The 26,482-nt window shown below is 47.1% G+C and carries 24 protein-coding genes; all 24 read right to left on the reverse strand.

The annotated features are described in order from the left end of the window. Positions 1–150: 150 nt before the first annotated feature. The 24 genes from ybeY to FYJ59_RS06350 all read right to left on the reverse strand — a co-directional run bounded on the left by ybeY (position 151) and on the right by FYJ59_RS06350 (position 26,370). Complete coding sequence (ybeY, locus tag FYJ59_RS06235) at positions 151–666, reverse strand: rRNA maturation RNase YbeY (RefSeq protein WP_154495974.1); 516 nt, start codon at positions 664–666, stop codon at positions 151–153. Then, positions 650–1,840 carry an HD domain-containing protein gene (locus tag FYJ59_RS06240; protein WP_154495975.1) on the reverse strand — a complete coding sequence of 397 codons (1,191 nt, stop codon included), beginning with the start codon at positions 1,838–1,840 and terminating at the stop codon, positions 650–652. The genes ybeY and FYJ59_RS06240 overlap by 17 nt, the downstream gene beginning before the upstream one ends. Further along, positions 1,806–2,774: a PhoH family protein gene (locus FYJ59_RS06245; RefSeq protein WP_154495976.1), complete on the reverse strand. Its 969-nt coding sequence runs from the start codon at positions 2,772–2,774 to the stop codon at positions 1,806–1,808. The genes FYJ59_RS06240 and FYJ59_RS06245 overlap by 35 nt, the downstream gene beginning before the upstream one ends. 7 nt (positions 2,775–2,781) lie before the next feature. Then, positions 2,782–3,990, reverse strand: a complete 1,209-nt coding sequence (locus FYJ59_RS06250) for a sporulation protein YqfD (RefSeq protein WP_205839471.1) — start codon at positions 3,988–3,990, stop codon at positions 2,782–2,784. Positions 3,991–4,010: 20 nt separating this feature from the next. Continuing rightward, the gene (locus tag FYJ59_RS06255; protein ID WP_118547089.1) at positions 4,011–4,289 is read right to left on the reverse strand and encodes a YabP/YqfC family sporulation protein; all 279 of its coding nucleotides are present in this window, start codon (positions 4,287–4,289) and stop codon (positions 4,011–4,013) included. Between the two features lie 33 nt (positions 4,290–4,322). Then, positions 4,323–5,627 carry a pyrimidine-nucleoside phosphorylase gene (locus FYJ59_RS06260; RefSeq protein WP_154495978.1) on the reverse strand — a complete coding sequence of 435 codons (1,305 nt, stop codon included), beginning with the start codon at positions 5,625–5,627 and terminating at the stop codon, positions 4,323–4,325. Between the two features lie 38 nt (positions 5,628–5,665). Beyond that, the gene (locus tag FYJ59_RS06265) at positions 5,666–6,301 is read right to left on the reverse strand and encodes an endonuclease III domain-containing protein (protein WP_022155116.1); all 636 of its coding nucleotides are present in this window, start codon (positions 6,299–6,301) and stop codon (positions 5,666–5,668) included. 33 nt (positions 6,302–6,334) lie between these two features. Next, positions 6,335–6,814: a 23S rRNA (pseudouridine(1915)-N(3))-methyltransferase RlmH gene (gene rlmH / locus FYJ59_RS06270; RefSeq protein WP_328597214.1), complete on the reverse strand. Its 480-nt coding sequence runs from the start codon at positions 6,812–6,814 to the stop codon at positions 6,335–6,337. Continuing rightward, positions 6,814–7,719, reverse strand: coding sequence for a TFIIB-type zinc ribbon-containing protein (locus FYJ59_RS06275; RefSeq protein WP_154495980.1), 906 nt, complete (start codon positions 7,717–7,719; stop codon positions 6,814–6,816). Before FYJ59_RS06275 ends, rlmH begins: the two co-directional genes overlap by 1 nt. Positions 7,720–7,751: 32 nt before the next feature. Continuing rightward, entirely contained in the window at positions 7,752–9,137 is a 1,386-nt protein-coding gene (gene gltA / locus FYJ59_RS06280; RefSeq protein ID WP_154495981.1) for an NADPH-dependent glutamate synthase, read from the reverse strand. A 54-nt stretch (positions 9,138–9,191) separates the two neighbouring features. Continuing rightward, entirely contained in the window at positions 9,192–10,070 is an 879-nt protein-coding gene (locus FYJ59_RS06285; protein ID WP_154495982.1) for a sulfide/dihydroorotate dehydrogenase-like FAD/NAD-binding protein, read from the reverse strand. Between the two features lie 40 nt (positions 10,071–10,110). Further along, positions 10,111–11,571: an FN3 associated domain-containing protein gene (locus tag FYJ59_RS06290; protein ID WP_154495983.1), complete on the reverse strand. Its 1,461-nt coding sequence runs from the start codon at positions 11,569–11,571 to the stop codon at positions 10,111–10,113. Positions 11,572–11,575: 4 nt separating this feature from the next. Continuing rightward, a complete protein-coding gene (folD, locus tag FYJ59_RS06295) occupies positions 11,576–12,430 on the reverse strand; it encodes a bifunctional methylenetetrahydrofolate dehydrogenase/methenyltetrahydrofolate cyclohydrolase FolD (protein WP_154495984.1) in 855 nt (284 codons plus the stop codon). A 19-nt stretch (positions 12,431–12,449) separates the two neighbouring features. After that, the gene (locus tag FYJ59_RS06300) at positions 12,450–14,120 is read right to left on the reverse strand and encodes a formate--tetrahydrofolate ligase (RefSeq protein WP_154495985.1); all 1,671 of its coding nucleotides are present in this window, start codon (positions 14,118–14,120) and stop codon (positions 12,450–12,452) included. A gap of 35 nt (positions 14,121–14,155) precedes the next feature. Next, positions 14,156–16,933 (reverse strand): FtsK/SpoIIIE family DNA translocase, encoded by a 2,778-nt coding sequence (locus tag FYJ59_RS06305; RefSeq protein ID WP_154495986.1) that lies wholly within the window; start codon positions 16,931–16,933, stop codon positions 14,156–14,158. Between the two features lie 119 nt (positions 16,934–17,052). Then, positions 17,053–17,778 carry a ClpP family protease gene (locus tag FYJ59_RS06310; protein WP_118551373.1) on the reverse strand — a complete coding sequence of 242 codons (726 nt, stop codon included), beginning with the start codon at positions 17,776–17,778 and terminating at the stop codon, positions 17,053–17,055. 95 nt (positions 17,779–17,873) lie between these two features. Next, positions 17,874–19,364, reverse strand: a complete 1,491-nt coding sequence (locus FYJ59_RS06315; RefSeq protein ID WP_154495987.1) for a hypothetical protein — start codon at positions 19,362–19,364, stop codon at positions 17,874–17,876. Continuing rightward, positions 19,364–20,308, reverse strand: coding sequence for a glycosyltransferase family 2 protein (locus FYJ59_RS06320; RefSeq protein WP_154495988.1), 945 nt, complete (start codon positions 20,306–20,308; stop codon positions 19,364–19,366). The genes FYJ59_RS06315 and FYJ59_RS06320 overlap by 1 nt, the downstream gene beginning before the upstream one ends. 23 nt (positions 20,309–20,331) lie before the next feature. Then, the gene (locus FYJ59_RS06325; RefSeq protein ID WP_118692969.1) at positions 20,332–21,060 is read right to left on the reverse strand and encodes a YebC/PmpR family DNA-binding transcriptional regulator; all 729 of its coding nucleotides are present in this window, start codon (positions 21,058–21,060) and stop codon (positions 20,332–20,334) included. Between the two features lie 81 nt (positions 21,061–21,141). After that, positions 21,142–22,542, reverse strand: coding sequence for a hemolysin family protein (locus FYJ59_RS06330; RefSeq protein WP_154495989.1), 1,401 nt, complete (start codon positions 22,540–22,542; stop codon positions 21,142–21,144). Positions 22,543–22,607: 65 nt separating this feature from the next. Next, a complete protein-coding gene (locus FYJ59_RS06335) occupies positions 22,608–22,949 on the reverse strand; it encodes a type II toxin-antitoxin system PemK/MazF family toxin (RefSeq protein WP_022155129.1) in 342 nt (113 codons plus the stop codon). A gap of 74 nt (positions 22,950–23,023) precedes the next feature. Then, on the reverse strand, positions 23,024–24,223 hold the full coding sequence (gene alr, locus FYJ59_RS06340) for an alanine racemase (protein WP_154495990.1): 1,200 nt from the start codon (positions 24,221–24,223) through the stop codon (positions 23,024–23,026). Positions 24,224–24,227: 4 nt separating this feature from the next. Beyond that, positions 24,228–25,730 carry an NAD(P)H-hydrate dehydratase gene (locus FYJ59_RS06345; RefSeq protein WP_154495991.1) on the reverse strand — a complete coding sequence of 501 codons (1,503 nt, stop codon included), beginning with the start codon at positions 25,728–25,730 and terminating at the stop codon, positions 24,228–24,230. A 1-nt stretch (position 25,731) separates the two neighbouring features. Continuing rightward, positions 25,732–26,370 carry a hypothetical protein gene (locus FYJ59_RS06350; protein ID WP_154495992.1) on the reverse strand — a complete coding sequence of 213 codons (639 nt, stop codon included), beginning with the start codon at positions 26,368–26,370 and terminating at the stop codon, positions 25,732–25,734. Positions 26,371–26,482: the final 112 nt, after the last annotated feature.

Raw genomic sequence — 26,482 nt, forward strand, 5'->3', positions numbered from 1 at the left:
CCGCCAAATAAGCCAGGCCATTATTTCCAAGCTGTTTTCCGAACACCCAGACATTTATCCCTGCCAAACAATAAGAAAAAAACTGTATCTGTTTTCTTTTTATCTCTACCTGATTCATTTCGGTTACCTATACGTGTATCCACGCCCTTTTTAATCTCTTGTAATTCCAAGGGATGCGAGGACCTGCTCCTGCTTTGCCTCCATTACCTCTGCTTCTTCCGGCTCCATGTGGTCATATCCGCACAGGTGCAGCATGCTGTGAGCCACGAGGAATGCGAATTCCCTTTTTCTGCTGTGACCGTAACTTTCCGCCTGTTCCCTGACACGGTCCACGGAAATAATAATATCTCCGAGAATCAGTTCTCCGGTATCCGGATCAAAGTAATCAGCCTCTCTGTCCTCCGGAATAGCAAAATCACCGGGGGCAGCAAAGTCCAGATTGGGGAAAGAAAGGACATCCGTCTCTCTGTCTATATTACGATATTCCTTATTGTAGGCATGAATCCCATCATTATCGGTAAGCAGGACATTCAGCTGGACCTCATAAGGACAGCCTTCCATTTCCAGCACAGCGTTTGCGACCTTCTCCACGGTATCCTCCACAGAAAAAGAAACCTCACCCTCCGCAAATGTTTCCTCTGTTTCATTTTCAACGTAAAAAGTCATAATATAGTTTTTCCTCCTTAAATATCTTCTGCATTCTGTTCCAGTCCCGCAGACTCAGATCACATTCATTCACAAATCCTTTGATCCGGATCCGTTCGAAAATTTTATCGATCACCTGATCATAGTCCGGTTTTTTATCCGGCTCCTTTTGCAATAAAAGTAAAATGGCGCTGACAACAGCATCTGAACAATAGAGAACCACTGTTTCCTTCCGTCGATATTTTTGATCTTCCTTATACTCTTCCAAAATCTCCTTCGCGCCCTTCGGAAAGCTTTCGCCCTGAAGATTCATAAGCTCCCAGCCTTTTTTGTGGTACAGCCCCGCACATTTTAAAGCATCTTTGTCCAATCCAAGTTTTAAGGCGATCCGTTCACAGAAATATGCGGTATGAATACACTGAAAATACTCTGTGCGATCCGTCTGCCGATATTTCGCCAGTATCTGATTCTCCGTATCGTTCAGGTCCAGATAGCGTACTCTGTCCCGGAATACCACTGCTCCGGAAAAAAACTTCAGGATACCAAGCAATAAGATACCGGAGACGACCAGATTAGCTGCCGGCACTAAAAACTGCTCCAGGCTCAGATGCTCATTGGTCAATAACACAATATTGGCCGTCTCACATAAAAACAGGCAGAACAAAGACAAGAACAAAGGTATACCGATTGCAAATTCCTGCTCGAGATGCTGAAAAAGGCAGGCAACAAAAATACCGCTGATAAAATACAGGAAGAAAATTCCCTGAGTCTGACCTTCAAATGAAGCAATCATAAGAACCACTGATGAGAAAAGAATTCCGACCGGCAGATTGCTGAACAGAGATAATACCACAAAAACAGGTAAAAAGGGCCAGCCTCCTACCGGAAGAAATGTACAAGCCAGTGAAAGCAGCAGACAGCTCCATACTGCTATCCAAAAACGCATCAGGTGTTCATCGTTGTCATAATCCAGTTGAGAATCCAATTGTTCTCTTCTGAGAAAAAAACCGGCTACAGCCAGGCCCATTGCGGTCATTACTGCGTTTCGCAGAGCATTTTCAACGGAGAGCTGTTTGCCGAAAATACCCATAGCATATACTGCCGTGCTTCCCGCGATCACGGTAAAAATCTCCGGCAGTAAAAAAAGCAGGAAGTCGTTTTTATCTTCGTTTCGTTCGTGCTTCATAATCATCATACGCCTTTACAATCTTCTGCACCAGCGGATGTCTTACCACATCTTTGTTCGTCAGGTTGCAGAACGCGATATCATCAATATTTTTCAATACCCTGGCAGCAACATCCAGACCGGATTTTGCTCCCACCGGAAGGTCCTTTTGGGAAGAATCCCCGGTTACGATTACTTTAGAACCGAAACCGATTCGTGTCAGGAACATTTTCATCTGAGCCGGAGTGGTATTTTGCGCTTCATCCAAAATAATATAGGCATTATCCAGGGTTCGTCCTCTCATATATGCAAGAGGTGCCACTTCAATCAGTCCTTTTTCCATATTTTTGGCAAAACTTTCCGCCCCCATGATCTGATACAGGGCATCATACAAAGGCCGCAGGTACGGATCTACTTTACTCTGCAGATCACCCGGTAAAAATCCCAGCTTCTCCCCGGCTTCGATCGCCGGTCTGGTCAGTATGATCCGGCTGACTTCGTTATTTTTAAATGCAGTGATGGCCATGGCCATGGCCAAATAAGTCTTACCGGTACCTGCAGGTCCCAGTCCGAACACGATCATATTCTTGCGGATCGCATCCACATAGGCTTTCTGTCCCAGTGTCTTGGGTTTGATGGGTTTACCGTTGATCGTATGACAGATACAGTCGGCATCCATTTCCATGAGTCTGTCTTCCTGATCCTCCTTGCCCATCTCAATGGCATAATCCACGCTCTGCTCTTCTATATCATTTCCGAGATCCGACAGTGCCGTCAATTGCCTTAATACCCGGGAAGCCTTTCCGGCATTTTCCTCTTCTCCGGTAATGATAATACTCCCATTACGATCTACGACCGTTACCTGAAAATCCTGCTCCAGCTTTTTTATATAAGCATCCTGCATCCCGAAGATCTTCCGCATCTGCTCTGTATCCATTTCCAGATTGATTGTTGTCACGCTCATTAATGTCTTAATCCTCTTTCTGCGTAGTATCCACCTGTGTTCCGACTTTTTCCTGCACCACGAGTTCCCCATGCGCCACCCAGCCATTGCACTTTGTTTCTATTTTAACATCTTTCGAGATTATTTGTACCCCTTTTTCGCCTAAACTTTCAAGAAAATCCGATATTTTTTCCTGCAGTATTTCCTTTGCCTCACTGTCATCACGGAGATACTCTGTTTTTTGATACTCTCTGTATGTAATTTTGCCAAATGTACCGTTGATTCCAAACATTTTTAATATTTTCATACTATGGGTATTCAGAATACTGTCATATTGCAGAAACGAAACCTTTTGAGCCTGTTTCCATTCTCTGTCACCCAGACGCATAAAATATCCTGTTTTTTCCCTGCCGGTATATTTTTTTAAAATATAATCCTCCGGTAAAAAAATTCGAAAGTGACCAGAATGCTCCATCCGGATATCCGCGTCAGCAGTGACCATACGATATTCCCGTATCGTACCGTCTTCGGCATAGATAGGCACCTTTCCATCCACCAAAAGATCTCCCTTGGCCACCTGACTGCCAATTGTCACTTGGGGAATGCCGCTTCGCACGATCATATCGGTGATGACACCGTCATACTCTGCCACAAGATCCCGGCCAATGATAGCATCTGCACCCTGCGTATCTTCCGGAATCGGTGCATCATTTTCCTTTAATTCCAGTAGTAGTCTGGTGCCCATCAGTCTTCCGGAAGTCCATGTGACCTGCGGGAACTGCCTGCGGATCTGCTTTTCCAGTTCTCCGATATCCAGATTACTTTTTCGCATTCCCATCTGTATTCCTTCCTGTTCCAGGAATTGAAATATCATGTCATCCGTGATGACACAATTGCCGGATATTTGGATATCCCATACAAACATGGAAGAAACGATCCAAAACATGACCGTCAGCACCAGTCCGGCCAGGAATGCTTTTCTCCGTTGCAGATGCGGCAGAAAAAAAGGTAGTCCATATCTTTCTGATATGACTACCCTTACTTTTGTTTTTCTGGCAATGGAACGAAGCCGGTAAAAAGACTCCAGGCTGACACACATGATATATACATCATCCTGCTTTTCAATATTCCATAACAATATTCCCTTATTACTGCATAAATTGATAAAACGCTGTGGTGCAAATCCCCACACAATAATTTTCACATATCCCCGAAGCCGTTTCAGCCATTCTGTCATCTTCCATCGTTCCCCCATTGTTATATATAAGTCAGCGATACAATGTTACCACTGATTTTCATGTCTTCATTGGTATAATAGTCGATGGAAAGTCTGCTTCCTTCCAGACATACCTGGCAGGTCCTGGCTTGTAACAGGATCCGCTCTCCGGTGTACTCCAGGATACCACGATAATTTTCAATCCAGACTTCCGAATTACCGGTGAGCGTAACCCTCAGTGCTCCCATACAGACATCTTTCGGAAGCTGCAAAGAATTGATCCATTTTTCCTTTTGGTACGGCTGTGTTCTCTTTTTCATATAAAACTATATGAACGGAATCCGCAGAATATGTTATTGCAGGATCCCTTTGATCAGCGGCTCTGTCTCCGGCCGGCTGTCAGTGATAGCATAGGCATTTAAGAACTTATCTTTCGCCGCTTCCAGGCGCTGTTCGTCATTTGCATGCAGATATCCAAGCACATCGCCTTTTTTTACAGCATCCCCTTTTTTCTTTTCTAAAAGAATACCTACAGACAAGTCAATTTTGCTTTCCTTGGTCTCTCTTCCGCCACCCAACAACAGAGAACAGATTCCGACATCCTCACAGGCGATCCGTCCCACAAAACCATCCCTGTCCGCACAGACCGGCACTACCATGGATGCCTTCGGGAGTAAGGAAGGATCTGTTACCGCTGTCGGATCACCACCCTGTGCTTCCACGAACTCGGACAGTTTCCGTAAGGCACTGCCATCTTCAATGACTTTTGTAAGTGCCGCTCTTGCCTGTTCTACACTCAGTGCCTTTCCGCCGGCCATCAGCATCTGGCTTCCAAGCACCATGCAAAGCTCGGTAAAATCTTTCGGACCTTCGCCCCGCAATGTTGCGATTGCTTCTTTTACCTCCAGAGCATTTCCCACTGCCATTCCTAAAGGCTGATCCATATCCGAAATTACGGCAATGGTCCTGCGGCCTGCATTTTTGCCGATCTTAACCATTTCTTCCGCCAGGGCAAAAGCATCCTCCCTGCCCTTCATAAAAGCACCGCTTCCGGTCTTCACATCCAGTACAATGGCATCTGCACCGGCTGCCAGTTTCTTACTCATAATGGAGCTGGCGATCAGCGACATATTGTCTACCGTAGCGGTCACATCCCGCAGGGCGTACAGCTTTTTATCCGCCGGTGCCAGATCTGCGGTCTGTCCCATAATGGCAATACCGATTTTGTTCACATTTTCAATAAACTGTTCCGTAGTCAGTGAAGTAGAAAATCCGGGGAAACTTTCCAGCTTATCAATGGTTCCGCCGGTGTGTCCCAGACCCCGACCGCTCATTTTGGCTACGGGAATTCCGCAGGCCGCCACCATGGGTGTCAATGCCAGAGAAGTCTTATCTCCCACACCTCCGGTGCTGTGTTTGTCTACCTTGCGACCATGGATGGATGACAGATCCAGCATCTCCCCGCTGTGTGCCATGGCCATGGTAAGTTCGTAAGTCTCCCTCTCTGTCATCTTCTGAAAATAAATTGCCATCATCAGAGCAGACACCTGATAATCCGGTATCTCTCCCTTCGTGTAGCCTTCAATAAAAAAGCGAATCTCTTCTTTGGATAACGCTCCGCCGTTTCTCTTTTTCATGATAATATCATACATTCTCATAGGCTTCCTCCTGTCTGCGGCAACATTACCACCAGCTCTTATACACCGACTTTTTTACAGATATCACTGATACAGCATTTTTCGCAATAAGGATGGGTTCTGGCAGTACATACCTCTCTTCCGTGATATACCAGTCTGTGGCAGAAATCGCTGCCTTCCTCCGGCGGAATGATCTTCCAAAGCTCCTTTTCCACCTTGGCAGGCTCCTTGATACCGTCCACCAGTCCCATGCGGTTCACCAGGCGGATACAGTGAGTGTCCGTCACGATGGCGGGCTTACCGAAGACATCTCCCATGACCAGATTCGCACTTTTTCTTCCAACACCCGGCAGAGATAACAGTTCGTCAAAGTCATCCGGCACTTTCCCCTGATATTTATCCCTAAGGATCTTCATGCAGGCGCTGATATCTCTCGCCTTGCTGTGACCTAAGCCACAGGGTTTTACGATTGCCTCGATCTCTTCCACCGGTGCATCCGCCAGGGCATCCACATCCGGGAATTTCTCGTAAAGCTTCTCCACCACGATATTTACCCGGGCATCGGTACACTGGGCCGCCAGGCGGACGCTGACAAGCAGCTTCCATGCCTGATCGTAATCCAGAGTGCATCCGGCATCCGGGTATTCTTTTTTCAGACGTTCTATGATTTCTAATGCTCGTTGTTTTTTTGTCATATTTTCGCCACTTTTATTTAAATCACAATACTTTTACTTATGGTAAGGCTCGTGCTGAATGATCCGGAACGCCCGATAGATCTGTTCGCACAGGATCACACGCATCAGCTGGTGCGGGAATGTCATTTTGGAAAAGCTGAGTGCCAGGTCCGCCCTTTTGCAGACGCTATTGTGCAGTCCTAAGGAGCCGCCGATGACAAAGCAGATGTGGCTTTTTCCACGGACACTGCAGTCCTCGATCCACGAAGCAAATTCTTCGGAAGAATAATTTTTGCCGGCGATCTCCAGTGTCACGATCAGGGCATCCTGGGGTAGCTTTGCAAGAATGCGGACTCCCTCTTTTTCACGGATCTGATCTTCCAGAACGGCGCTTGCTCCATCCGGTGTCATCTCATCCGCCACTTCGATAATGTTCAACTTCGTGTAACGACTCAGCCGTTTGCTGTATTCATCAATGGCATCACGGAAAAATTTCTCCTTGATCTTCCCTACACATACGATGGATATTTTGATCATTCTTCCGCTGCTCCGTCAGTATCCGGGAAGATCTGTTCGTAGATCTTCGTGTCGATGAGATTCTCCAGCATCTGCTGGTCCAGATTCATAAACTGATGATTCATCTGGCTGCGGATCACTTCAAATCTCTTGTAATACAAGGCTTCTTCGGGAGTATCGGCGGCATTTTCAATCTGCGCATCGATTTTTTCTGCAGTCAGGTTTTCCTCGCTCCATTTAAGCAAGGTATCTACCAGAGAGTTCTCGGACTCTGCCTTTTTCTCGAAAAGCTTTGCATTACGCATGGACACCACGCCCATAACGATGAAGAGGATAAATACAGCACTCATGACCCCGTAGAACATGTACGGATTCCCAATGTTAAAGGGTAGTACCCCTGTAATTCCAAGAGCCATCACCAGTATTCCTAAAGCACCCACAATCAACAGTACCCAGGCGGAGGATCTGTTTTCCTCTGCTTTAGCACCACTGTTCATATAAGTCAGTCCTCCCTGTGTGGATGCGGCTTTCAATAGTTCACCGGAATTTGGCTTTTCTTCCGATGTGTCATCTTCGCCGGGCATCAGGAATTCGTCTACCGCTGCTTCTTCTTCAGCGGCATTCTCCTTGTGCTCCTTTTCCTGCTGCTCTAAGAAAACTCTGGCGATGGTCTTCGCCTTTTTTTCGTCCTTGGCATCTACAAACAGTTCATAGACCTGCTCTGTCTCATCATAGACAAGTTTACTTTTTCCCACTCCATTGTATGTAAGGAAGTCTTTTAACTTCTCCATCTCGTCCTGTTCACCAAACAGCACGGAAACCCAGTCCGTCAGTTCTTCCTCACTTACCAGTGCTTCTCCGCAATCGGGACATACGGTGATTCCTTCCCGATATTCATTTTTACATTTCGGACACCATGCCATATGCTAACACCATCCTTAATATTCGCAACACTTTATTTTGCACTCAGATATTCATCAATACCCTTGGCAGCAGCCTTTCCTGCTCCCATTGCCAGAATTACGGTAGCTGCTCCGGTTACCGCATCTCCTCCGGCATAGACACCTTCCTTGGTGGTTTTGCCGTTATTTTCATCCGCAATAATGCACTTCCACTTATTGGTATCCAGTCCCTTGGTGGTAGAAGAGATCAGCGGATTCGGGGAGGTACCAAGAGACATGATCACGGTATCTAACTCCATCACGAATTCGGATCCGGGTACTTCCACGGGACGACGTCTGCCGCTCTCGTCGGGCTCGCCCAGTTCCATACGGATGCACTTCATGCCGGTCACCCAGCCCTTATCGTCGGACAGGATTTCTATAGGATTGGTCAGCAGATCAAAAATGATGCCTTCCTCTTTTGCATGATGTACTTCTTCCACTCTGGCAGGAAGCTCCTCTTCACTTCTGCGGTATACGATATGTACCTCAGCCCCCAGACGAAGTGCGGTTCTTGCAGCATCCATAGCCACGTTACCGCCGCCTACCACAGCTACCTTTTTACCGTGCATGATAGGTGTTCTGGAATCGGGATCAAACGCCTTCATCAGATTGCTTCTGGTCAGATACTCATTGGCAGAGAATACACCGTTGGAATTCTCACCGGGGATACCCATGAACTTCGGAAGTCCTGCACCGGAACCGATAAATACGGCATGGAAGCCCTCTTCATCCATCAGCTGATCGATGGTCACGGATTTACCTACCACTACGTTGGTTTCAATATGAACACCGAGAGATTTAACATTCTCGATCTCTTTTGCCACAACGCCGCTCTTGGGAAGACGGAACTCAGGAATACCGTATACCAGTACACCGCCTGCCTCATGCAGTGCCTCAAAGATGGTGACATCATAACCCATTTTTGCCAGATCTCCGGCACAGGTCAGACCCGCAGGGCCGGAACCGATGACAGCTACCTTTTTGCCGTTCTTCTGTGCTGCCGGTGTGGGTTTGATACCGTTTTCTCTTGCCCAGTCTGCAACGAAACGCTCCAGTTTACCGATGGAGATGGGATCCCCCTTGAAACCACGGATACATTTTCCTTCACACTGGCTCTCCTGCGGGCATACACGACCGCAGACAGCGGGAAGTGCGCTGGATTCGCTGATGATATGATAAGCCTCTTCAATATTGCCGTTCTTCACCTGTTCAATGAACTGAGGGATCTGGATGGCTACGGGACAGCCTTTTACGCACTGTGCGTTTTTACAGTTAATGCAGCGGGAAGCCTCTTCCATTGCTTCCTCTTTATTATATCCGAGACATACCTCCTTGAAGTTGGTAGCACGTTCCTTTGCATCCTGTTCTCTGACAGGAATTCTCTTTAATACATCCATTTTATTTAACCATGCCTTTCTGTTTTATCGTGTTCAGACTTTCCGTCTAAAAGCTTACTGGCAGTTGCCACAGCCGCCGTGATGGGTCTCGCCCTCTTCCAGAGCCAGCATTGCACGTCCCTCTGCGGTCTTGTAGATTTGCTGACGTCTCATTGCCTCGTCGAAGTTCACTTCATGTCCGTCAAACTCGGGGCCGTCCACGCAGGCAAATTTCACCTTGCCACCGACCGTTACACGACAGGCACCACACATTCCCGTTCCATCTACCATAATGGGGTTCAGGCTGACAACGGTCGGAATCTCCAGTTCTTTGGTTAATAAACATACAAACTTCATCATGATCATGGGGCCAATAGCAATACACAGGTCGTATTTTTTGCCTTCTTCTACCAGATCTTTTATCGTCTGGGTTACCATACCACTTCTTCCGTAGGAACCGTCATCCGTGGTCACATAAAGATTTCCGGCTACAGATTCCATTTCCTTTTCCAGGATCAGAAGATCCTTGGTCTTGCTTCCTACGATAACATCTGCAGCGATTCCATGCTCATGCAGCCATTTCACCTGGGGATATACCGGTGCTGCTCCTACACCACCTGCAACGAAGAGGATCTTTTTGGATTTTACTTCTTCCAGAGGTTGCTCCACAAGTTCGGAAGGACGTCCTAAAGGGCCTACAAAATCATGGAAATATTCCCCTTCTTCTAACTGTGCCATCATTTTGGTTCCCGCGCCTACCGTCTGGAACACAATTGTGATGGTTCCTTTTTCTCTGTTGTAATCACAGATAGTCAGAGGGATTCTCTCTCCTTCACTGTCCATTCTTACGATGACAAACTGACCGGGTTCACAGGTCTTCGCCACTCTTTTTGCCTCTACCTCCATCAGATAGATGTTGGTTGTCAGCTCCTGTTTTTTTACGATCTTATACATTTCTCTTTTCCGTCCCTTCTGTTAGGATTTATATAGGATTTTATATATCTGAAACAGTCACCAGAGTATAACGGCGACCGCTTTCGTCCACCTGCAGTTTATACAGTTCCTGATTATAGGCATTTACAGCAAACAGGTTTCCTGTCTTTGTGTCGGTTCCGTCTTCACCTCTGTAGATTTCTGCGATGACATAAAAATCATCTATTTTATTTATGTTGGTCACATACTGATATTGATACAGATATGCTGCTCCGGACTCATCAAAGCTGCCGGACTCCTCTGTTATTTTACCACTCTGTATTGCATGGTTCACAACTTTTTTAACGGCATCTTCCGGCATGAATTCTGTATTCATAACCAGATTATAACTTTTTTCAACGATCTCGCTTTTCCTTCCTTCTGCGATCCGAAGGAAGCGAAAAGTCGATTTTCCCAAAGGCATGGGAATCGGTCCGGAATATACTGCAGAATTCTGCGTAGGATCGGAACCGTCCGTCGTATAATAGACATCATTTCCATCTGTCACTTCAATGTTGATTGGGAACTCATAGTCACCGCTGACAGTCGTGACCTCCGGTGCGCTCAATTCATCAATTTCAATATGATAATTTTTGGTCACCACCGGACTTTCAATTCCATTCTCATTGATGTATATTGCTTTAATACAATAATCCCCATTCTCCAGCAAAATAGGTGCGGTATACAGGGAACTGTTCTCTCCGGGTTTGCTTCCGTCCATGGTATAAAAAATCTTCCCGCTTCCGAAAGTGGTCAATTTCAGCGGCTGAATGCTGGTATAATATCCCTCCTGAAGATTGAATTCCGGTTCCATAGCCATATAACTCTGGTACTTACTCATAATGTTTACATTACCACAGTTTTGCAGAAGATCATTAATCGTTTTATAATCGTCTCTGGCCGCATAAATGGCAATCAGTTTTCCATAAGCAGTCTCCAGCTGTTCGGAAGTGGCCTCGGAATCTGCCACGATTTCCCTGAGCAAATATTCGTACTCTATCTTATTGTTTTTCCGGAAGTAAATATCTGCCAGTTCAAATTTAAAAGTAATATTTTCAGGTTCCAGTTCCAGTGCTCTTTCATAACAAGCGATTGCCTGATCATACTCCTCTAATGAGACAAAACCTTTAGCGCATTTTACCTGATAGTCTGCAGAATGATAATGGGAATAAGAAATCCCAAAACCGGTACATACCACAGCAACCACCAGCAGGACCAGCACAAGGACAATAAATTTCCATCGGAATGGGTGCTGTGAGACATGGCTTTCCGGGAGTTCATCCCAATCCTGTGATTCGGGATTTACAGGTTCTCCCTCCTCCGCAGATTCCGGCTCCATTTCCTTCGCAATGTCACTCAGCGTCTGTTCCATATTGTATTCTACTTCCGGCTCAAAATCAGGGACTATATGGATATCTTCACCGCAATGCTCACAGTAAAGCTTTCCTTCCTCCATCTCTGCCCCACAATTCGGACACTTCATACGATTATCCTCTTATTGCCTGCAAAGAAACGGATTCCAGACAATTATTCATCAGCATGGCTATGGTCATGGGTCCTACGCCACCGGGAACCGGGGTGATTGCGCTGCATACAGGCTCCACACTATCGAAATCCACATCGCCGCATAATTTATTCTGTTCGTTCCGGTGAATGCCGACATCGATCACAACGGCACCCTCTTTGACATAATCAGCGGTGATCATTTTCGGTCTGCCTACGGCAACTACCAGAATATCCGCCCGCTTTGTCACTTCTTTCAGATCCTTTGTGCGACTGTGAGCAACGGTAACCGTACCGTTCTCCCGCAGCAATAAAAGTGCCATCGGTTTGCCTACAATGTTGCTTCTGCCAACAACAACACATTCCTTACCGGCAATCTCAATGCCGGATCTCTTAAGGAGCTGGATCACACCGGCAGGTGTACAGGATACAAATCCCGGTTTGCCGATACAGAGCGCACCGACATTCTGCGGATGGAATCCGTCTACATCCTTTAAAGGAGAAATGGCATCCAGTACCTTTTCCTCATCAATGTGTTTGGGTAACGGCAGTTGCACCAGAATGCCGTTCACATCCGTTCTGTCATTCATTTCTCGGATCAGCTCCAGAAGCTTTTCTTCTGTGGTCTCCTCCGGAAGTTCATACGCCAGAGAACGAACACCCACATATTCACATGCTTTTTTCTTATTTCGAACATATACGGAAGAAGCCGGATCGGCTCCTACCTGAATCACAGCCAGAGTCACTTCACACCCCTGCTCTTTTAAAGCTGCAACTTTTTCTTTTACTTCCTCTTTGATCTGTGCGGAAATAGCTTTTCCATCTATCAACTGTGCCATGGGACACCAGTCCTCCTTACTAGAATAATCCTGTGATCTTTCCATTGTTATCCACATCAATATTGTAGGCAGCAGGTGCCTTGGGCAGTCCCGGCATGGTCATGACCGCACCGGTGAGTACTACGACAAAACCGGCGCCGGCAGATACATAAGCCTCTCTTACGTTTAATTCAAATCCGGATGGTCTTCCTAACAGTGTGGGATCATCCGACAGGGAATATTGATTCTTCGCCATACATACCGGCAGATTACCGAAGCCCAGCTCCGTCAGTCGTTTTAACTGCTTTACAGCAGCAGGCGCAAAGTTTACGCCGGATGCACCGTAGATTTCCTTCGCAATTTTTGTGATCTTATCCGAAAGAGGCATTTCATCCTCATAGAGGACATGGAAATCATTCTCTTTCTCTTCCATTGCCTTTAATACTTTTTCAGCCAGAGCGATTCCGCCTTCGCCACCCTTCTCCCATACTTCCGAGAGTGCAAACTCACAACCTCTTGCTTCACAGAAATCTCTGACATAAGCAGTCTCTGCCGCACTGTCCGTGATGAAGGAATTCAGGGTCACAACTACGGGTACACCATATTTCTGCAGATTCTCAATATGTTTCTCCAGGTTGACAATACCCTTTTTCAGGGCATTCAGATTCTCTGCACCCAGATCCGCTTTTGCTACACCGCCATTGTATTTCAATGCGCGAATCGTTGCTACCAGTACAACCGCATCAGGGGTAAGTCCGGCTTTACGGCACTTGATATCAAAGAACTTCTCCGCACCCAGATCGGCGCCGAAACCGGCTTCCGTAATACAATAATCCGCCATCTTCATGGCAGCTTTGGTCGCTCTGACAGAATTGCATCCATGTGCAATATTGGCAAACGGTCCGCCGTGTACCAGCGCAGGGGTATGCTCCAGTGTCTGGATCAGATTCGGTTTTATAGCATCCTTTAACAAAGCTGCCATAGCGCCTACTGCCTTCAGCTGACCTGCCGTTACCGGTTCTCCCTGATAGTTATAGGCCACCACGATATGGGACAGACGATCCTTCAGATCCTTCATATCGTCAGCCAGGCACAGAATTGCCATAATTTCACTGGCCACAGTGATGACAAAATGATCCTCTCTGACATAGCCATCTGTCTTATTGCCCAGCCCCACTACGATATTACGCAGGACACGATCATTCATGTCTTCACAGCGCTTCCAGACAATCTGTCTGGTATCAATGCCAAGTTCATTGCCCTGCTGGATATGGTTGTCCAAAAGTGCTGCCAGCAGATTGTTTGCAGAAGTAATTGCATGAAAATCTCCGGTAAAATGAAGATTCAGTTCCTCCATAGGTACTACCTGGGCATATCCACCGCCGGCTGCACCGCCTTTGATACCGAAACAGGGACCAAGAGATGGCTCTCTGAGAGCGATCACTGCTTTTTTCCCCATTCGTCCGAAAGCTTCTCCCAATCCTACCGTGGTGGTCGTCTTGCCCTCTCCGGCGGGAGTCGGGTTGATTGCTGTTACCAGAATCAATTTTCCGTTGGGACGAGCTTGTATTTTTTTCAGAAATTCCTCAGAAAGTTTTGCTTTGTACTTGCCGTAAAGCTCCAGGTCATCTGCGTCGATGCCAATACCTGCCGCAACGCTCGTGATCGGTTCCATGACCGCTTCCTGTGCGATTTCAATATCTGTTTTCATATTTTTCCCTCCGTTTATTCAGACAGTTCTCCATGTCAGATTTCCTCTAACAACTGTTCAAACTGTTCCATACTCATAAGTACCTTTCTGGGCTTTGTGCCTTCTTCTTCGCCGACCACGCCGTACTCACACAATTGATCCATGATCCTGGCGGCACGGTTAAAGCCGATCTTAAGCACACGCTGCAGCATTCCGATGGATGCCTTATCCTTGTCTATAATAAAACGCGCGGCTTCCTCAAAATATTCGTCTCTGTCGTTGCCACCGCCGGATCCGCTTCCGGAAGAGCCTCCCGATGAGCCGATATTTTTAATTTTTTCTTCTATATCCTCGGCATAGCTGTTATAGACATTGCCAAGGGTCTGATTTTTCAGATAATCCACCACATCGGATACTTCCTTATCCGATACGAAAGCTCCCTGTACACGGGCCGGCTTCGAATAGCCCTGAGGGTAGAACAGCATATCTCCTTTTCCCAAAAGTTTTTCGGCTCCGTTCATATCCAGGATTGTACGGGAATCCACGCCACTGGATACGGAGAACGCCACACGGCTGGGCATGTTCGCCTTGATCAGACCGGTGATGACATCCACGCTGGGTCGCTGGGTAGCAATGATCAGATGGATCCCTGCCGCTCTGGCAAGCTGTGCCAGACGACAGATGGATTCTTCTACCTCGCCGGGACATACCATCATCAGATCCGCAAGTTCGTCTACGATAATAACAATCTGCGGCATCTTCTTAGGCCGTTCCTCTCCCTCGCAAACAGGCATGGCCTCTATCTTTTTATTATAGCCCTTCAGATCACGGACATTATAATCCGCGAACTTCCGGTAACGGTCTTCCATCTCACTGACACCCCAATGCAATGCAGCAGATGCCTTCTTGGGGTCTGTCACTACCGGGATCAGCAGATGAGGAATGCCGTTATACACACTCAGTTCTACGACCTTAGGGTCTACCATGATCAGTTTTACATCATCCGGATGTGCCTTGTACAAAATACTCATGATCAGGGTATTAATACATACGGATTTACCGGAACCGGTAGCTCCGGCGATCAGCATATGGGGCATCTTGGCAATATCCGCTACTACCGTCTTGCCAGCAATATCCTTACCTACGGCAAAAGCAATGTTGGAATTAAATTCCCGGAATTCGTTACTCTCTAAAAGATCACGGAGTGCTACTGTCATATTTTCTTTATTCGGGACTTCGATACCGATGGCAGCCTTGCCTGGGATCGGTGCCTCGATACGTATATCCGTGGCTGCCAGATTCAATTTGATATCATCTGCCAGACCTACGATCTTAGATACCTTTACCCCCTGCTCCGGTTGTAATTCATACCGGGTAACACTAGGACCCTGACTGATATCGGTGATCGTTACCTTCACACCGAAAGTATTCAGTGTCTGCTGCAAGCGCATGGCAGTCTCTTTTAATTCTCTGGAAGAATCTCCCGTAGACGCCTTTCCCTTCTGTAACAGACTCAAAGGAGGGATCCGGTATTCTGCCGCTGGCTGTTTGGCTGCCTTTGCAATATCCTTATGTATCTGGTCTTCCGCCAGGGAATTCCCCTTAGGAGGCTCCGGTGCCGTGATCTTCGGGCGTACGGGGCTCTCAGCCGGTTCTGCAGGTGTTTCCTCATGCTCCGGAATGTCTTCCTTATGGATCCGGATAGCTTCCGCCTGGGGCGTCAGAAGCGCCGCTTCCTCCTGCCAGGACTCTCTGCGTTCAAAAGGCTTTTTAAACGTAGCTGCGCTGCTTACTTCCTCCACCGGTATATCTTCATAAGAAGCCTCCCCCACTGCTTCCTGCATCGTCACCTGATGCATATCCGTCACATTGATTTTATCAAAATCATTGGAAGTCACCCGGGTCTCTTCCACTTCAGGAGCTTCCTGTGCATCCTCTTCGTATACGATCTCATGGATATCATCCCGTCTACCGGCAGGCTGTGTATCCTGCTTTTTCAAGGAGGTATCCATCATAACTCCTGTCACCTTTTTCTCTCTGCGGGGGACAGCATTCAGGATCTGTTCGTTCTCTTTCTCCTCAGCGCGAAGTCTTCGCTCTTCTTCACGGATCCGGCGCTCCTCTTCGCGGATGCGGCGTGCTTCCTCTCTTTGGGAAGTACGCTCTTCCTGCTCCTGCCTGCGGATTTCGGCATTCTCTCGTCTACGCGCCGCGTCTTCTCTGGACATTTCACGGATCCTGTCGCCGCCGTTACGCATACTGTTTAAGAAGGATCGCTCCGTTACCAGGATCAGACTGATCAATGAACACAAAAGCACTACCAGCACTGTTCCTACGGTCTCCAGATAATGTAACAACAGATAACAGATACTGCCTGCGAAAATACCGCCGCCCTTTTTACCTGTGCTGCAGTTCGTATATAACATTTTGATATCGTACTGTTCCATAGAGCCGGCAGTCTTCGTGATCAGATCACATACTACACCGATCATTAAAAACAATACGGCACCGGCGATCACTTTTCGGACTGCGGTAGGGTTCCCCTCATTGGCGAACCAGAAAGCCACCGCCAGAAATATTACAATAGGCGCTATATACGCAGTGAATCCGAAAATGCCAAATAAGACCCCACTGATTGCATTGCCAACCGGACCGATAATACCAAAATTGCAACAAAATAATATCAACATCGCAACAAACAGGACGATCAGACCAATCTCGTGAAAAAGTTCACTGTCCTGTGCAGATCTCTGCGCCTGCCTGTTGCGTCTGCTCGTCGTACTTTTTCTTGTCCTGCCGGAAGATGATGTTCTTTTGCCTGATGAAGATGCCATGTCATCATACCCCTAACTTTAATGTTAATACGAATATAACTATTCAGAGCCGCATTAGTAAAATCGCATCTACGATGCTTTTCTTTTACGTCAGCCTAATAGTCATAATTAGAAGTATATCATTTTTCCACTGCCTTGTCATCCTTTTTTATATTGCTGTCCATCATCTCCCGAAGCTTTCGGATTGCGCGGTCAATCCCGCCCACTTCATCAAGGATACCGTGTTTCACAGCATCTTCTCCTACCAGGATACTGCCGACATCTTTCGTCAGGAATCCGGTCTCCATCATGAGATCTTCCAGCTTCTGCCGGCTGATCCTGCAATGTTGACACACAAACCCCGTAATTCTGTCCTGGATCAGCTTAAAATATTCAAAAGTCTGTGGAACACCGATCACCATACCGTTCGTCCGTACCGGATGTATCACCATAGTTCCCGTTGGGACAATAAAAGAATATTTACAGCTGACTGCTATGGGAACGCCTATGGAATGGCTGCCTCCCAGGACCAGAGATACCGTAGGTTTACTCAACGACGCCAGCATTTCAGCAATGGCAAGTCCCGCTTCCACATCTCCACCCATAGTATTTAACAGCACCAGCACACCGCCGATTTCTTCACTGTCTTCGATTGCCGCAAGCTGAGGAAGAATGTGTTCATATTTCGTCGTCTTGGAATTCCCTGCAAGATTCTCATGCCCTTCCACTTCTCCGATGATCGTAAGCAAATGTATCTTCTGTTCCCCCGCATGATCCTGCAGGGTGATCTGTCCGGTTTTTTCGATCCGTTCATCTCTGTGTTCTTCCGCTTCCGCTTTTTCTTTTTCACTTTTAATATCACTCATACTTTTACCGGCCTTTCTTAAAAATAAAAAAGACGATACCTTTTTTAAAGTATCGCCTTTAGTGTGTCCGTTTTTCTGCTTTTCATCACACAATTTTAATGGTCAAAATCATCATCATCCGCTACAGGATAATCAAAATCGGAGACATCATCATTCAATTTATAATCCAACACTTTGGGAACATGTTTTTTCGGAACCGGAAGCGGATTCTCGATCAATTGCACTTTATTGTCCGTTTCTGCAGGAAGCCCTTCTTCCTCCAGATCCTGTATCTTAAGCTGTCGTTTCTTCGGCTTGGTTTCCGCCATAGGTTCTTCGACTGCTCCCCGGACTTGCTGCAATGCATTCTGTTGTGTAAGCTCATACGGCAGGACTGCCTGTACTCCTGCACCGGCCACCACAGCTATGATCAGATACAGCAAAGTAAATCCCTGCATTTCCGCACTCGTCATTCCATAGCAGATCATCCCACCCAGGGAAAGGGCAATTACCAGCCACACGGATTGTCTTTCCAGGCTCTTCCGGCACCAAAATCCAAAAACTCCGATTCCGAGAATCGCAACTACTGCAATAGTTATCGCATTATCGTTTTCAATGGTTACCGGTAATACAAAATTTTCCGGAAGATAGACCTTTCCCCATGCTGCCAGTACATTTTCCATCATTTTACCGCTGCCTACGGCATCTAAAGCTATGGAAAGCAAAAAGCCCGCCAGGCTTCCCACAATTCCAAGGATAGCCGCACCGATTTTACGAGCCAGTCGAATCATCTCCTGTGTTACCAAAAAAATCACAGAAAATATCGGTAGCAATAATAAAAAACCCATAACATCCAGATATCCCAGAACGCCCGTAGCTACCCCGGCAAAAAAGAAACCGATTACGGAGCGGATCCCCGGTTCAGCTCCCGACTGTACAAAATGATCCAGGGACTCTGCTGTTATGCACAACCCAATCATCCACAGAAGTATGTACAGCGTTTCCGGTCCCAGAATAACCACCTCTGAGATCACCGGGCACAGCATCCAATATGCGAATGTCACCACTGCTGTTACCGCACCCGACATTTTTCTTAATGCAAAATAGAGAAAAATTCCGGACAGGATCTGCAATATCACCTGAAGGATCAGAGCCGCTGTCATTTTATTGCCCAGAAAAACCAGCAGACCATGTAATACCTGCAGATAAAAATATACCGCTCCATGCACCACCTGCGGAATTTGTGTATTCTCTGTAACCATGACGGTATCAAACCAGATATTTCCGCCCCCTGCGGACAGATCATACCGCATGATTTCTCCGGTACGAAGTACAATACCAGCTGCGATCAGCGCAACCAACAACAGGCTTTCCGCGATCAGTTTTATCTGTTGTCTGTCTTCCGAAAATGGGTGCTTTGTTTTCTCCAAAAATCTATGTAGCAGAAACACAGCCAGTCCTGTCACCGCAAGCCAAACCCCTGTGATAATAAGGGCACCGTACGCAGGCAGGGTCACGGCCATAGCCGTGCCTACCATTCCGGTGCCCACTATTATTGCATAAATGAACCACAATACAACACTTAAAATGCTTTTTTTATAATTCATTATTTCAGTACCTTTTCGATGTTATATCTGGGACGATGTTTTACTTCAATGTAGATTTTGCCGATATACTGACCTACCAGTCCGACGGCCATCAGCTGAATACCGCCCAAGAACCAGATGGACAGAATCAAAGAAGTCCATCCCGGTACCACATGTCCGGTGCAATAAGAGATCAGTGCATAGATTGCCGCAAGAATGCTTAATAATACAATGATCACACCGGATCCCAGGATCATGCTGATCGGCTTCACACTGAAAGAAGAAATCCCGTTAAATGCCAATGCCAGCATCTTCTTTAACGGATACTTGGATTCCCCGGCCACTCTTTCCTTACGATCATAATATACACAGTCGGTCTGGTAACCGATCAGAGGCATCATGCCTCTTAAGAACAGGTTTGTTTCCTGATATTTGGAGAACTGTTCTACCGCACGCTTGGACATCAGTCGGAAATCCGCATGATTGTAAACCGTCTTGACTCCCATCATCTCCATAACCTTATAGAACCCCTGCGCAGTGGTACGTTTGAAGAAAGTGTCGGTCTTACGTTCCTTACGGACACCGTATACAATGTCACAGCCGTTATGGAACTTATCGATCATCTCTTCGATCACAGCCACATCATCCTGCAGATCCGCATCGATGGAAACCGTCACATCGGACAGATCCATTGCCGTGATCAGTCCGGCGGTCAGTGCGAACTGATGTCCCACATTGCCTGCCAGCTTCACGCCGCATACCTGTACCGGATGCGCCTGATGTTCTTCTTCGATCAGCTCCCATGTACGATCCTTACTTCCATCATTAACAAACAGGATAAAACTGTCTTCCGCAATCTTCCCTTTGCGGATCAGATCATCCAGTACCCCCCTCAGTGCTTCGGAAGCAATCTTCAGCACCTCTTCTTCGTTATAACAAGGAACTACAATAGCAAGTTTCTCCATGCTGCTACCCCTACCCTTTCGAATTATTCGTCCCAGTTGTGATAAACTGCCTGAACGTCATCATCGTCTTCTAACAGATCAAGTGTTCTCTGTAAATTCTTCACTGCAGTCTCATCGGTCAGAGTTACATAATTCTGAGGAATCATTGTGACTTCCGCACTGATCATGGGAATTCCGGCATCCTCCAGTGCTTTACGTACCTCTTCGAAACTATCGGGATCGGTCAGGATCTCAAAGCTGTCCTCCTCTTCGGAGAAGTCTTCCGCACCGGCATCCAGTGCTGTCATCATCAGATCATCCGCTTCCATATCACACTCTTCCTTGTCCACGATGATCTGGCCCTTTTTATCGAACATAAAGGATACGCATCCAGGAGTACCTACGTTACCCTGTCCCTTGGTGAATGCGCTTCTGACATTTGCAGCGGTACGGTTGGTATTGTCGGTAAGTGCATCTACGATGATGGCGATACCGTTGGGACCGTAACCTTCGTAAGTCACGTACTTGTAGTTCACATTGCCTACATCGCCGGCTGCCTTCTTAATACCGCGATCGATAGTATCATTTGGCATGTTGTTAGCCTTAGCTTTGGCGATAACGGTAGCCAGTTTAAAGTTGTTAGCAGGATCGGGACCGCCCTCTTTTACAGCGACTGCAATTTCACGTCCGATAATAGTGAAAATCTTACCCTTTGCTGCATCGTTTTTCTCTTTTTTATGCTTAATATTAGCAAATTTTGAATGTCCTGACATCTTTGTTACTCCTTTGAACTTAAAGTTTCTTTCTCTTTGTATGCGCAACGCCTGCGCAATAACGCTTTTTTTATCATAGCATTATTTTTGTTTTTCTTCAAGCACTGATTGTCCGTCTTCTGCATTCTCCAGTGTTTTTTCCTCCGGGAGCTTTTTGACGAGGACACTTCCGATCATTTTTTTGACCACAGAAAGGATTTTGAAATTGTATCCTTTATAGTCCACATCAAACTGTTCATCCGGCTCTGGGATCCTGTCCAGCCTCGAGATCAGGAAGCCGTTTAATGTCTCGAATTCCTCCTCGTCAAAGGTAATGTCTAACAGCTCTTCCACTTCCTTAAGCGGAGTCTTACCTTCCATGACATATTCGCCCTTACCGCGGTTCTTGATATATTCCTGATCTTCATCATATTCATCCATGATATTACCGACGATCTCCTCCAGGATGTCCTCCATGGCGATCAGTCCGTCGGTCTGACCGTATTCGTCTACAACAATGACCATCTGTAGTTTCTGGGACTGCATCTCTTTGAACAGTTCATCAATATTTTTGGTCTGAGGCACAAAATAAGGTTCTCTGAGCAGCCCATCCAGCTTTGCAATGGGCAGATCCAGTTTATCATCGCTGATGTGGAACCGCATGGCATCCTTCAGATGTAAGATACCGATGATATGATCAATGTTCTCTTCATATACCGGATAACGGCTGTTCTTGCCTTCCAGCATGGAAGCAATGGCATCTTTTAACTTCGTCTCACCGTCGATGGCTACAATACTTCCGCGGTGCGTCATGATGTCCTGAGCTTCCTTGTCTCCGTATTCAAAAATATTGGAGATCATCTCCGCTTCACTGGCCTGGATCACACCCTGTTCATGCCCTTCCTGAACCATGTTAATAATCTCTTCCTCGGTCACATCATTCTCATCCACATTATTACGGACACCGAATATGAATAATATTCCCTTTGCAGTCAGATTTACCAGACCCGTCAAGGGAGATAACAGTCTCGTAATCCAAAAGATCGGGTCAATGCAGGCATATGCCCACTTTTCCGGTTTCCTGGATGCCATTTTTCTCGGGATCAGTACTCCGAAGGTCAGCAGAATATAAATCATGGCAACAAAAGACAATACCGTTGCAATCCCGGAGATCACTCCCGTGGGAACATTTTGAAGCGACAATCCGCCGATATTGATCACATTCAGGCCGTTGTCGATCGTCTGCAGCCAGATATTCAGGTAAAAGGCACCCATTAAAATATTGATCAGCGTAATGACTAACTGTACCGTATTGATATAGATCCCCGGACGGCTGACCATCTCAGAAAGCCGCACCGACCGGCGATCCTTTTCTTCCTCTGCTTTATGTAAGATCTCTTTTTCATTGAGGTTGTCAATGGCAGCATCAAATCCGTAAAAAAACATATCTACCAGTAACAGCAGGAAAAAGAGAAATATGGCCACAGGCCCACTGATATCCATCGTTCATTTCATCCTTTCGTATTTTAATTCTTTTATATATTCCTCTGGATACGCAGGGTATCAGGCTATGTATCCAGTTCCAGGCTTACCTTCAGTGCCCGGTTCACTCTCCGCATAATATCACCGTCAAGATGACATACTTTATCCTTTAATCTCTTCTTGTCAATGGTGCGCAGTTGTTCCAGAAGCACTACCGAATCCTTATCCATATCATAGAGACGGGCATTTAATTCAATGTGTGTAGGCAGCTTCGCCTTATTCATCTTTGAGGTGATTGCAGCGCAGATCACGGTAGGACTGTGTTTGTTGCCCACATCATTCTGGATGATGAGCACCGGTCTGATACCGCCCTGTTCCGAGCCGATCACCGGCCGCAGATCCGCGTAATAGACATCTCCTCTTCTCATTTCTACTCCTTACATCAGCGATTTAAGATAAGTATTGCCGATTCTTACGGAGTTATACGAACACTCTTGATCCATCAGAAATTTTCAAAATAGTCTCTTACTTCTGTGATCTCACCATGCTGCCTGTAGACCCTGGGAATTCTTTTCCCCAGGTCACAGACAAATTCATAATTAAATCTGCCGGAGAGTTCTCCCAATTCTTCCGCTGTGATCCGCTCTGTACCGTCCACACCGAGAAGAGTTACTTTGTCGCCCTCCATAACTCCCGGAATCTCCGAAATATCTACCATGAACTGATCCATACAGACTCTTCCGAGGATTGGTGCCTTTTTCCCCCGGATCAGTACATAGCCTTTTCCGGACAGACTTCTGGGATAACCGTCTCCGTAACCTACGGGGATCGTGGCTACTCTGGTATCCTTCTGTGCCGTAAACAGCCCGCCGTAGCTGACGCTCTGTCCCGCATGAATCGTCTTACAGTATACAATATGACTGTAGAGAGACATGGCTGCCCGTAAGGGTACAATATCCTTGCTCACTTCTTCGGAAGGATACAGACCGTAAGTAGTGATACCAGCACGGACCATATCCATATTTGCCTGGGGCATTTCCAAGATTGCCGCACTGTTGGAGCAGTGCTTGACGGGAATAGTAAGCCCCAGCTCTGTCTGTATTCTGTCGATAAAATTCTGAAAAAGTGCCAGCTGATGGTATGCAGAAGTCTTATCTTCTTCATCGGATTTGGCAAAATGGGTGAAGATGCCCTCCACTTCCAGCTCCGGATGTCCCATAAGGAATCTGACGAACTCCAGTCCTTCTTCATCCGGCGTAATGCCGATTCTTCCCATGCCGGTATCTACCTTGATATGAACCTTTGCCTTCTGTCCGACCTTTGCCGCTGCTGCGACCAGCTCTTCCACCGTATCCCTGCGGTAGACTGCCGGGCGGATCTCCTCCCGGATCAATTCTTCGTAGCAATAGGGAAAAGTATATCCCAGGATCAGGATCGGTTTCTTCACGCCTGCTTCTCTGAGTACATGTGCCTCTTCATAAGTGGCTGCCGCATAGCCGAACATGAAGTCCAGCTGCTCTAACATTTTCGCGATGGGAACACCACCATGACCATATCCGTCCGTCTTAATGACAGCCAGTATTTTCGTATTCTCCGCAATGTTTTCTTTCATATGGACCATATTTTCCCAGATGGCATCCAGATCCACTTCCGCCCATACCCGTTGATAGGACTCTAATTTTTCCTGCAGTTCTCTCGTCATATTTTCACGCTTTCTTATTTTGATTTTTCATCAGACATTCGGCGATATCTCCCGCCATCACACCATATTCGGTATGAAGTCCGGCCGCCAGATCTCCTGCCATGCCGTGCAGATATACGCCGCAGGTTGCAGCCTCCGGGGCATCCATTCCCTGCGCCAGCAATCCCAGGATCACGCCGGTCAGCACATCTCCGCTGCCTGCCGTAGCCATTCCACTGTTGCCCGTGGTATTCAGATAACAGGCTCCCTGTTCCTTACATACCACAGTCCTCGCATCCTTGGCAACTGCTACGGCATGAAATCGCTTGGCCAGTATTTTCGCACATGTGGGCAGATCGTCCTTGCACTCCGGGATTGTCCGCTGGAGCAGTCTTGACATTTCCCCCACATGAGGTGTCAGAAGGATCACTCTGCCTTCCGCACCCTGGGCGCGCAGTTCTTCTGCCAGCATCCTGCCGTTCTCCTCTGCCAGGAGGTTTAGGGCATCTGCATCCAGCACCAGCGGCTTCCTGCTTCTCTCCACCACGGTCTTCAGACATTGCAGTGCCTGTTCTTCTCTGCCGATGCCGGGACCTATGGCGATGACATCCGCCCAGTCTAAGCTCTCCGTCAGCTGTCTGCAGGAGCCGTACAACGCTTCCGGAATCCCCTGCTGTATGATCTGTCGGTTCTCTTCCGCGGTAATCACCTTTACCATGCCGGCTCCGGTACGATAGGCTGCTTTCGCCGCCAAAATAGCTGCCCCCGCCATGCCGTTACTTCCTGCAACAAGTAGTGCTTTGCCGAAGGTTCCTTTGTTCCCCGCAGCGTTTCTCTTAAGTAACTGTACGGAACCTTTCTCATAAGTGTACATTTCTGGTTCCTGTCCTAAGAAGCTCTCCGGTCCGATCCCCACATTCGCAGTCCGGACTTCTCCGGCGTATTCCGCACCGGGATACAGTACCAGTCCTCTCTTACAGAAACCAAAAGTGACCGTGGCATCCGCCAGAAATGCACAACCCAGCACTCTGCCGGTATCTGAGCAGATACCGCTTGGCACATCCAGTGCCAGCTTAAATCCCTCTGCCATGTTCATCTCTTTCACGGCATCCGCATAGTTTCCTTCCACAGGGCGGCTCAATCCAACGCCGAAGAGGGCGTCTACAATTACATTATATTCATCCACCGCAATATTACTGTCTGTCTTCACCGGAAAATGTTGCAAAGTCTGCCACTGCGATTTCCACTGATTTGTAGCTCTCTGCATATCTCCCACGCATTTTACCGCGACTGCGTATCCGTCCGCCGCAAGAAGTCTTGCTAACGCCAGGCCATCGCCGCCATTGTTCCCCATACCAGCAAAAATGAGCACTTTCGTCCGTTCTTTCACGGCATCAAAGCGCTCTTTTATAAAATCCTCCGCTACCAGCGCCGCTCTCTCCATCAGAACCGGCCCCGGTATGCCGAGGTACTCTATGGTATTCTTATCGTATTGCTTCATTTCCTGTGCAGTTACCAGATATTTCATACTATTTTTGCTCCGGATTATATTTCATGTCAAACAGATTGACCACCTCTGCACCAAAGATGTCATGCATGTAGTTATAAATCTCCTGATTCTGCTGTTCCATCTGCTGTTTCTCGATCAGACGTTTTTTCAGTTCAATGCGGATCGCGCCCACCCACTCTGCAGTCTCATTGATCTGTTTGTCATTATCCTTCATAATATCATAGCAGCACTCCATAGTAAACATCATTAGCTGAAGATTTAATCTTTCGATCTCCCGGGGGAGGTCTTTCAGCTCATCTTCATAAGCTTCCAGCTTCTCATTGCACTCTTCGATCAGGCGCTTATGTTCTTCGATCTGCCTGTTCAGCTTACTGTCCTCTCCCTGCTGTTCTGCCTCATCCACCATGGGAACGATCTCTTTCATCAGCTTCTTTTTCAGATTGCGGATATCCTTCGACTCTGTATTAAGCTTTCCCTGTCTTTTTAACAGCTGGTTCAAGGCATCCTCTGTCTCTTTTAACGGAACAGAACCGGTCTTATTCAGCAGCTTGTACCACTTATTATCCAGGGTGAGTACGGGCAGATGTTTCCCAACAAGTGCACTTTTAAAAGCTTCCTGCCGGTTCCTCGCATTTTCTTCTGCGTTATCGTTGCCCATAATATCACTCCCTTTATGCTTTACTCTCTCGTAAGCTCACGAATTCGTGCTATCGCACTCTTCATCCCGCTTCGCAGGATATTCGTTCGCTAATGAACCCAGAAAAACAAAT

Source organism: Waltera intestinalis (assembly GCF_009695995.1).
Lineage (GTDB): Bacteria > Bacillota > Clostridia > Lachnospirales > Lachnospiraceae > Acetatifactor > Acetatifactor intestinalis.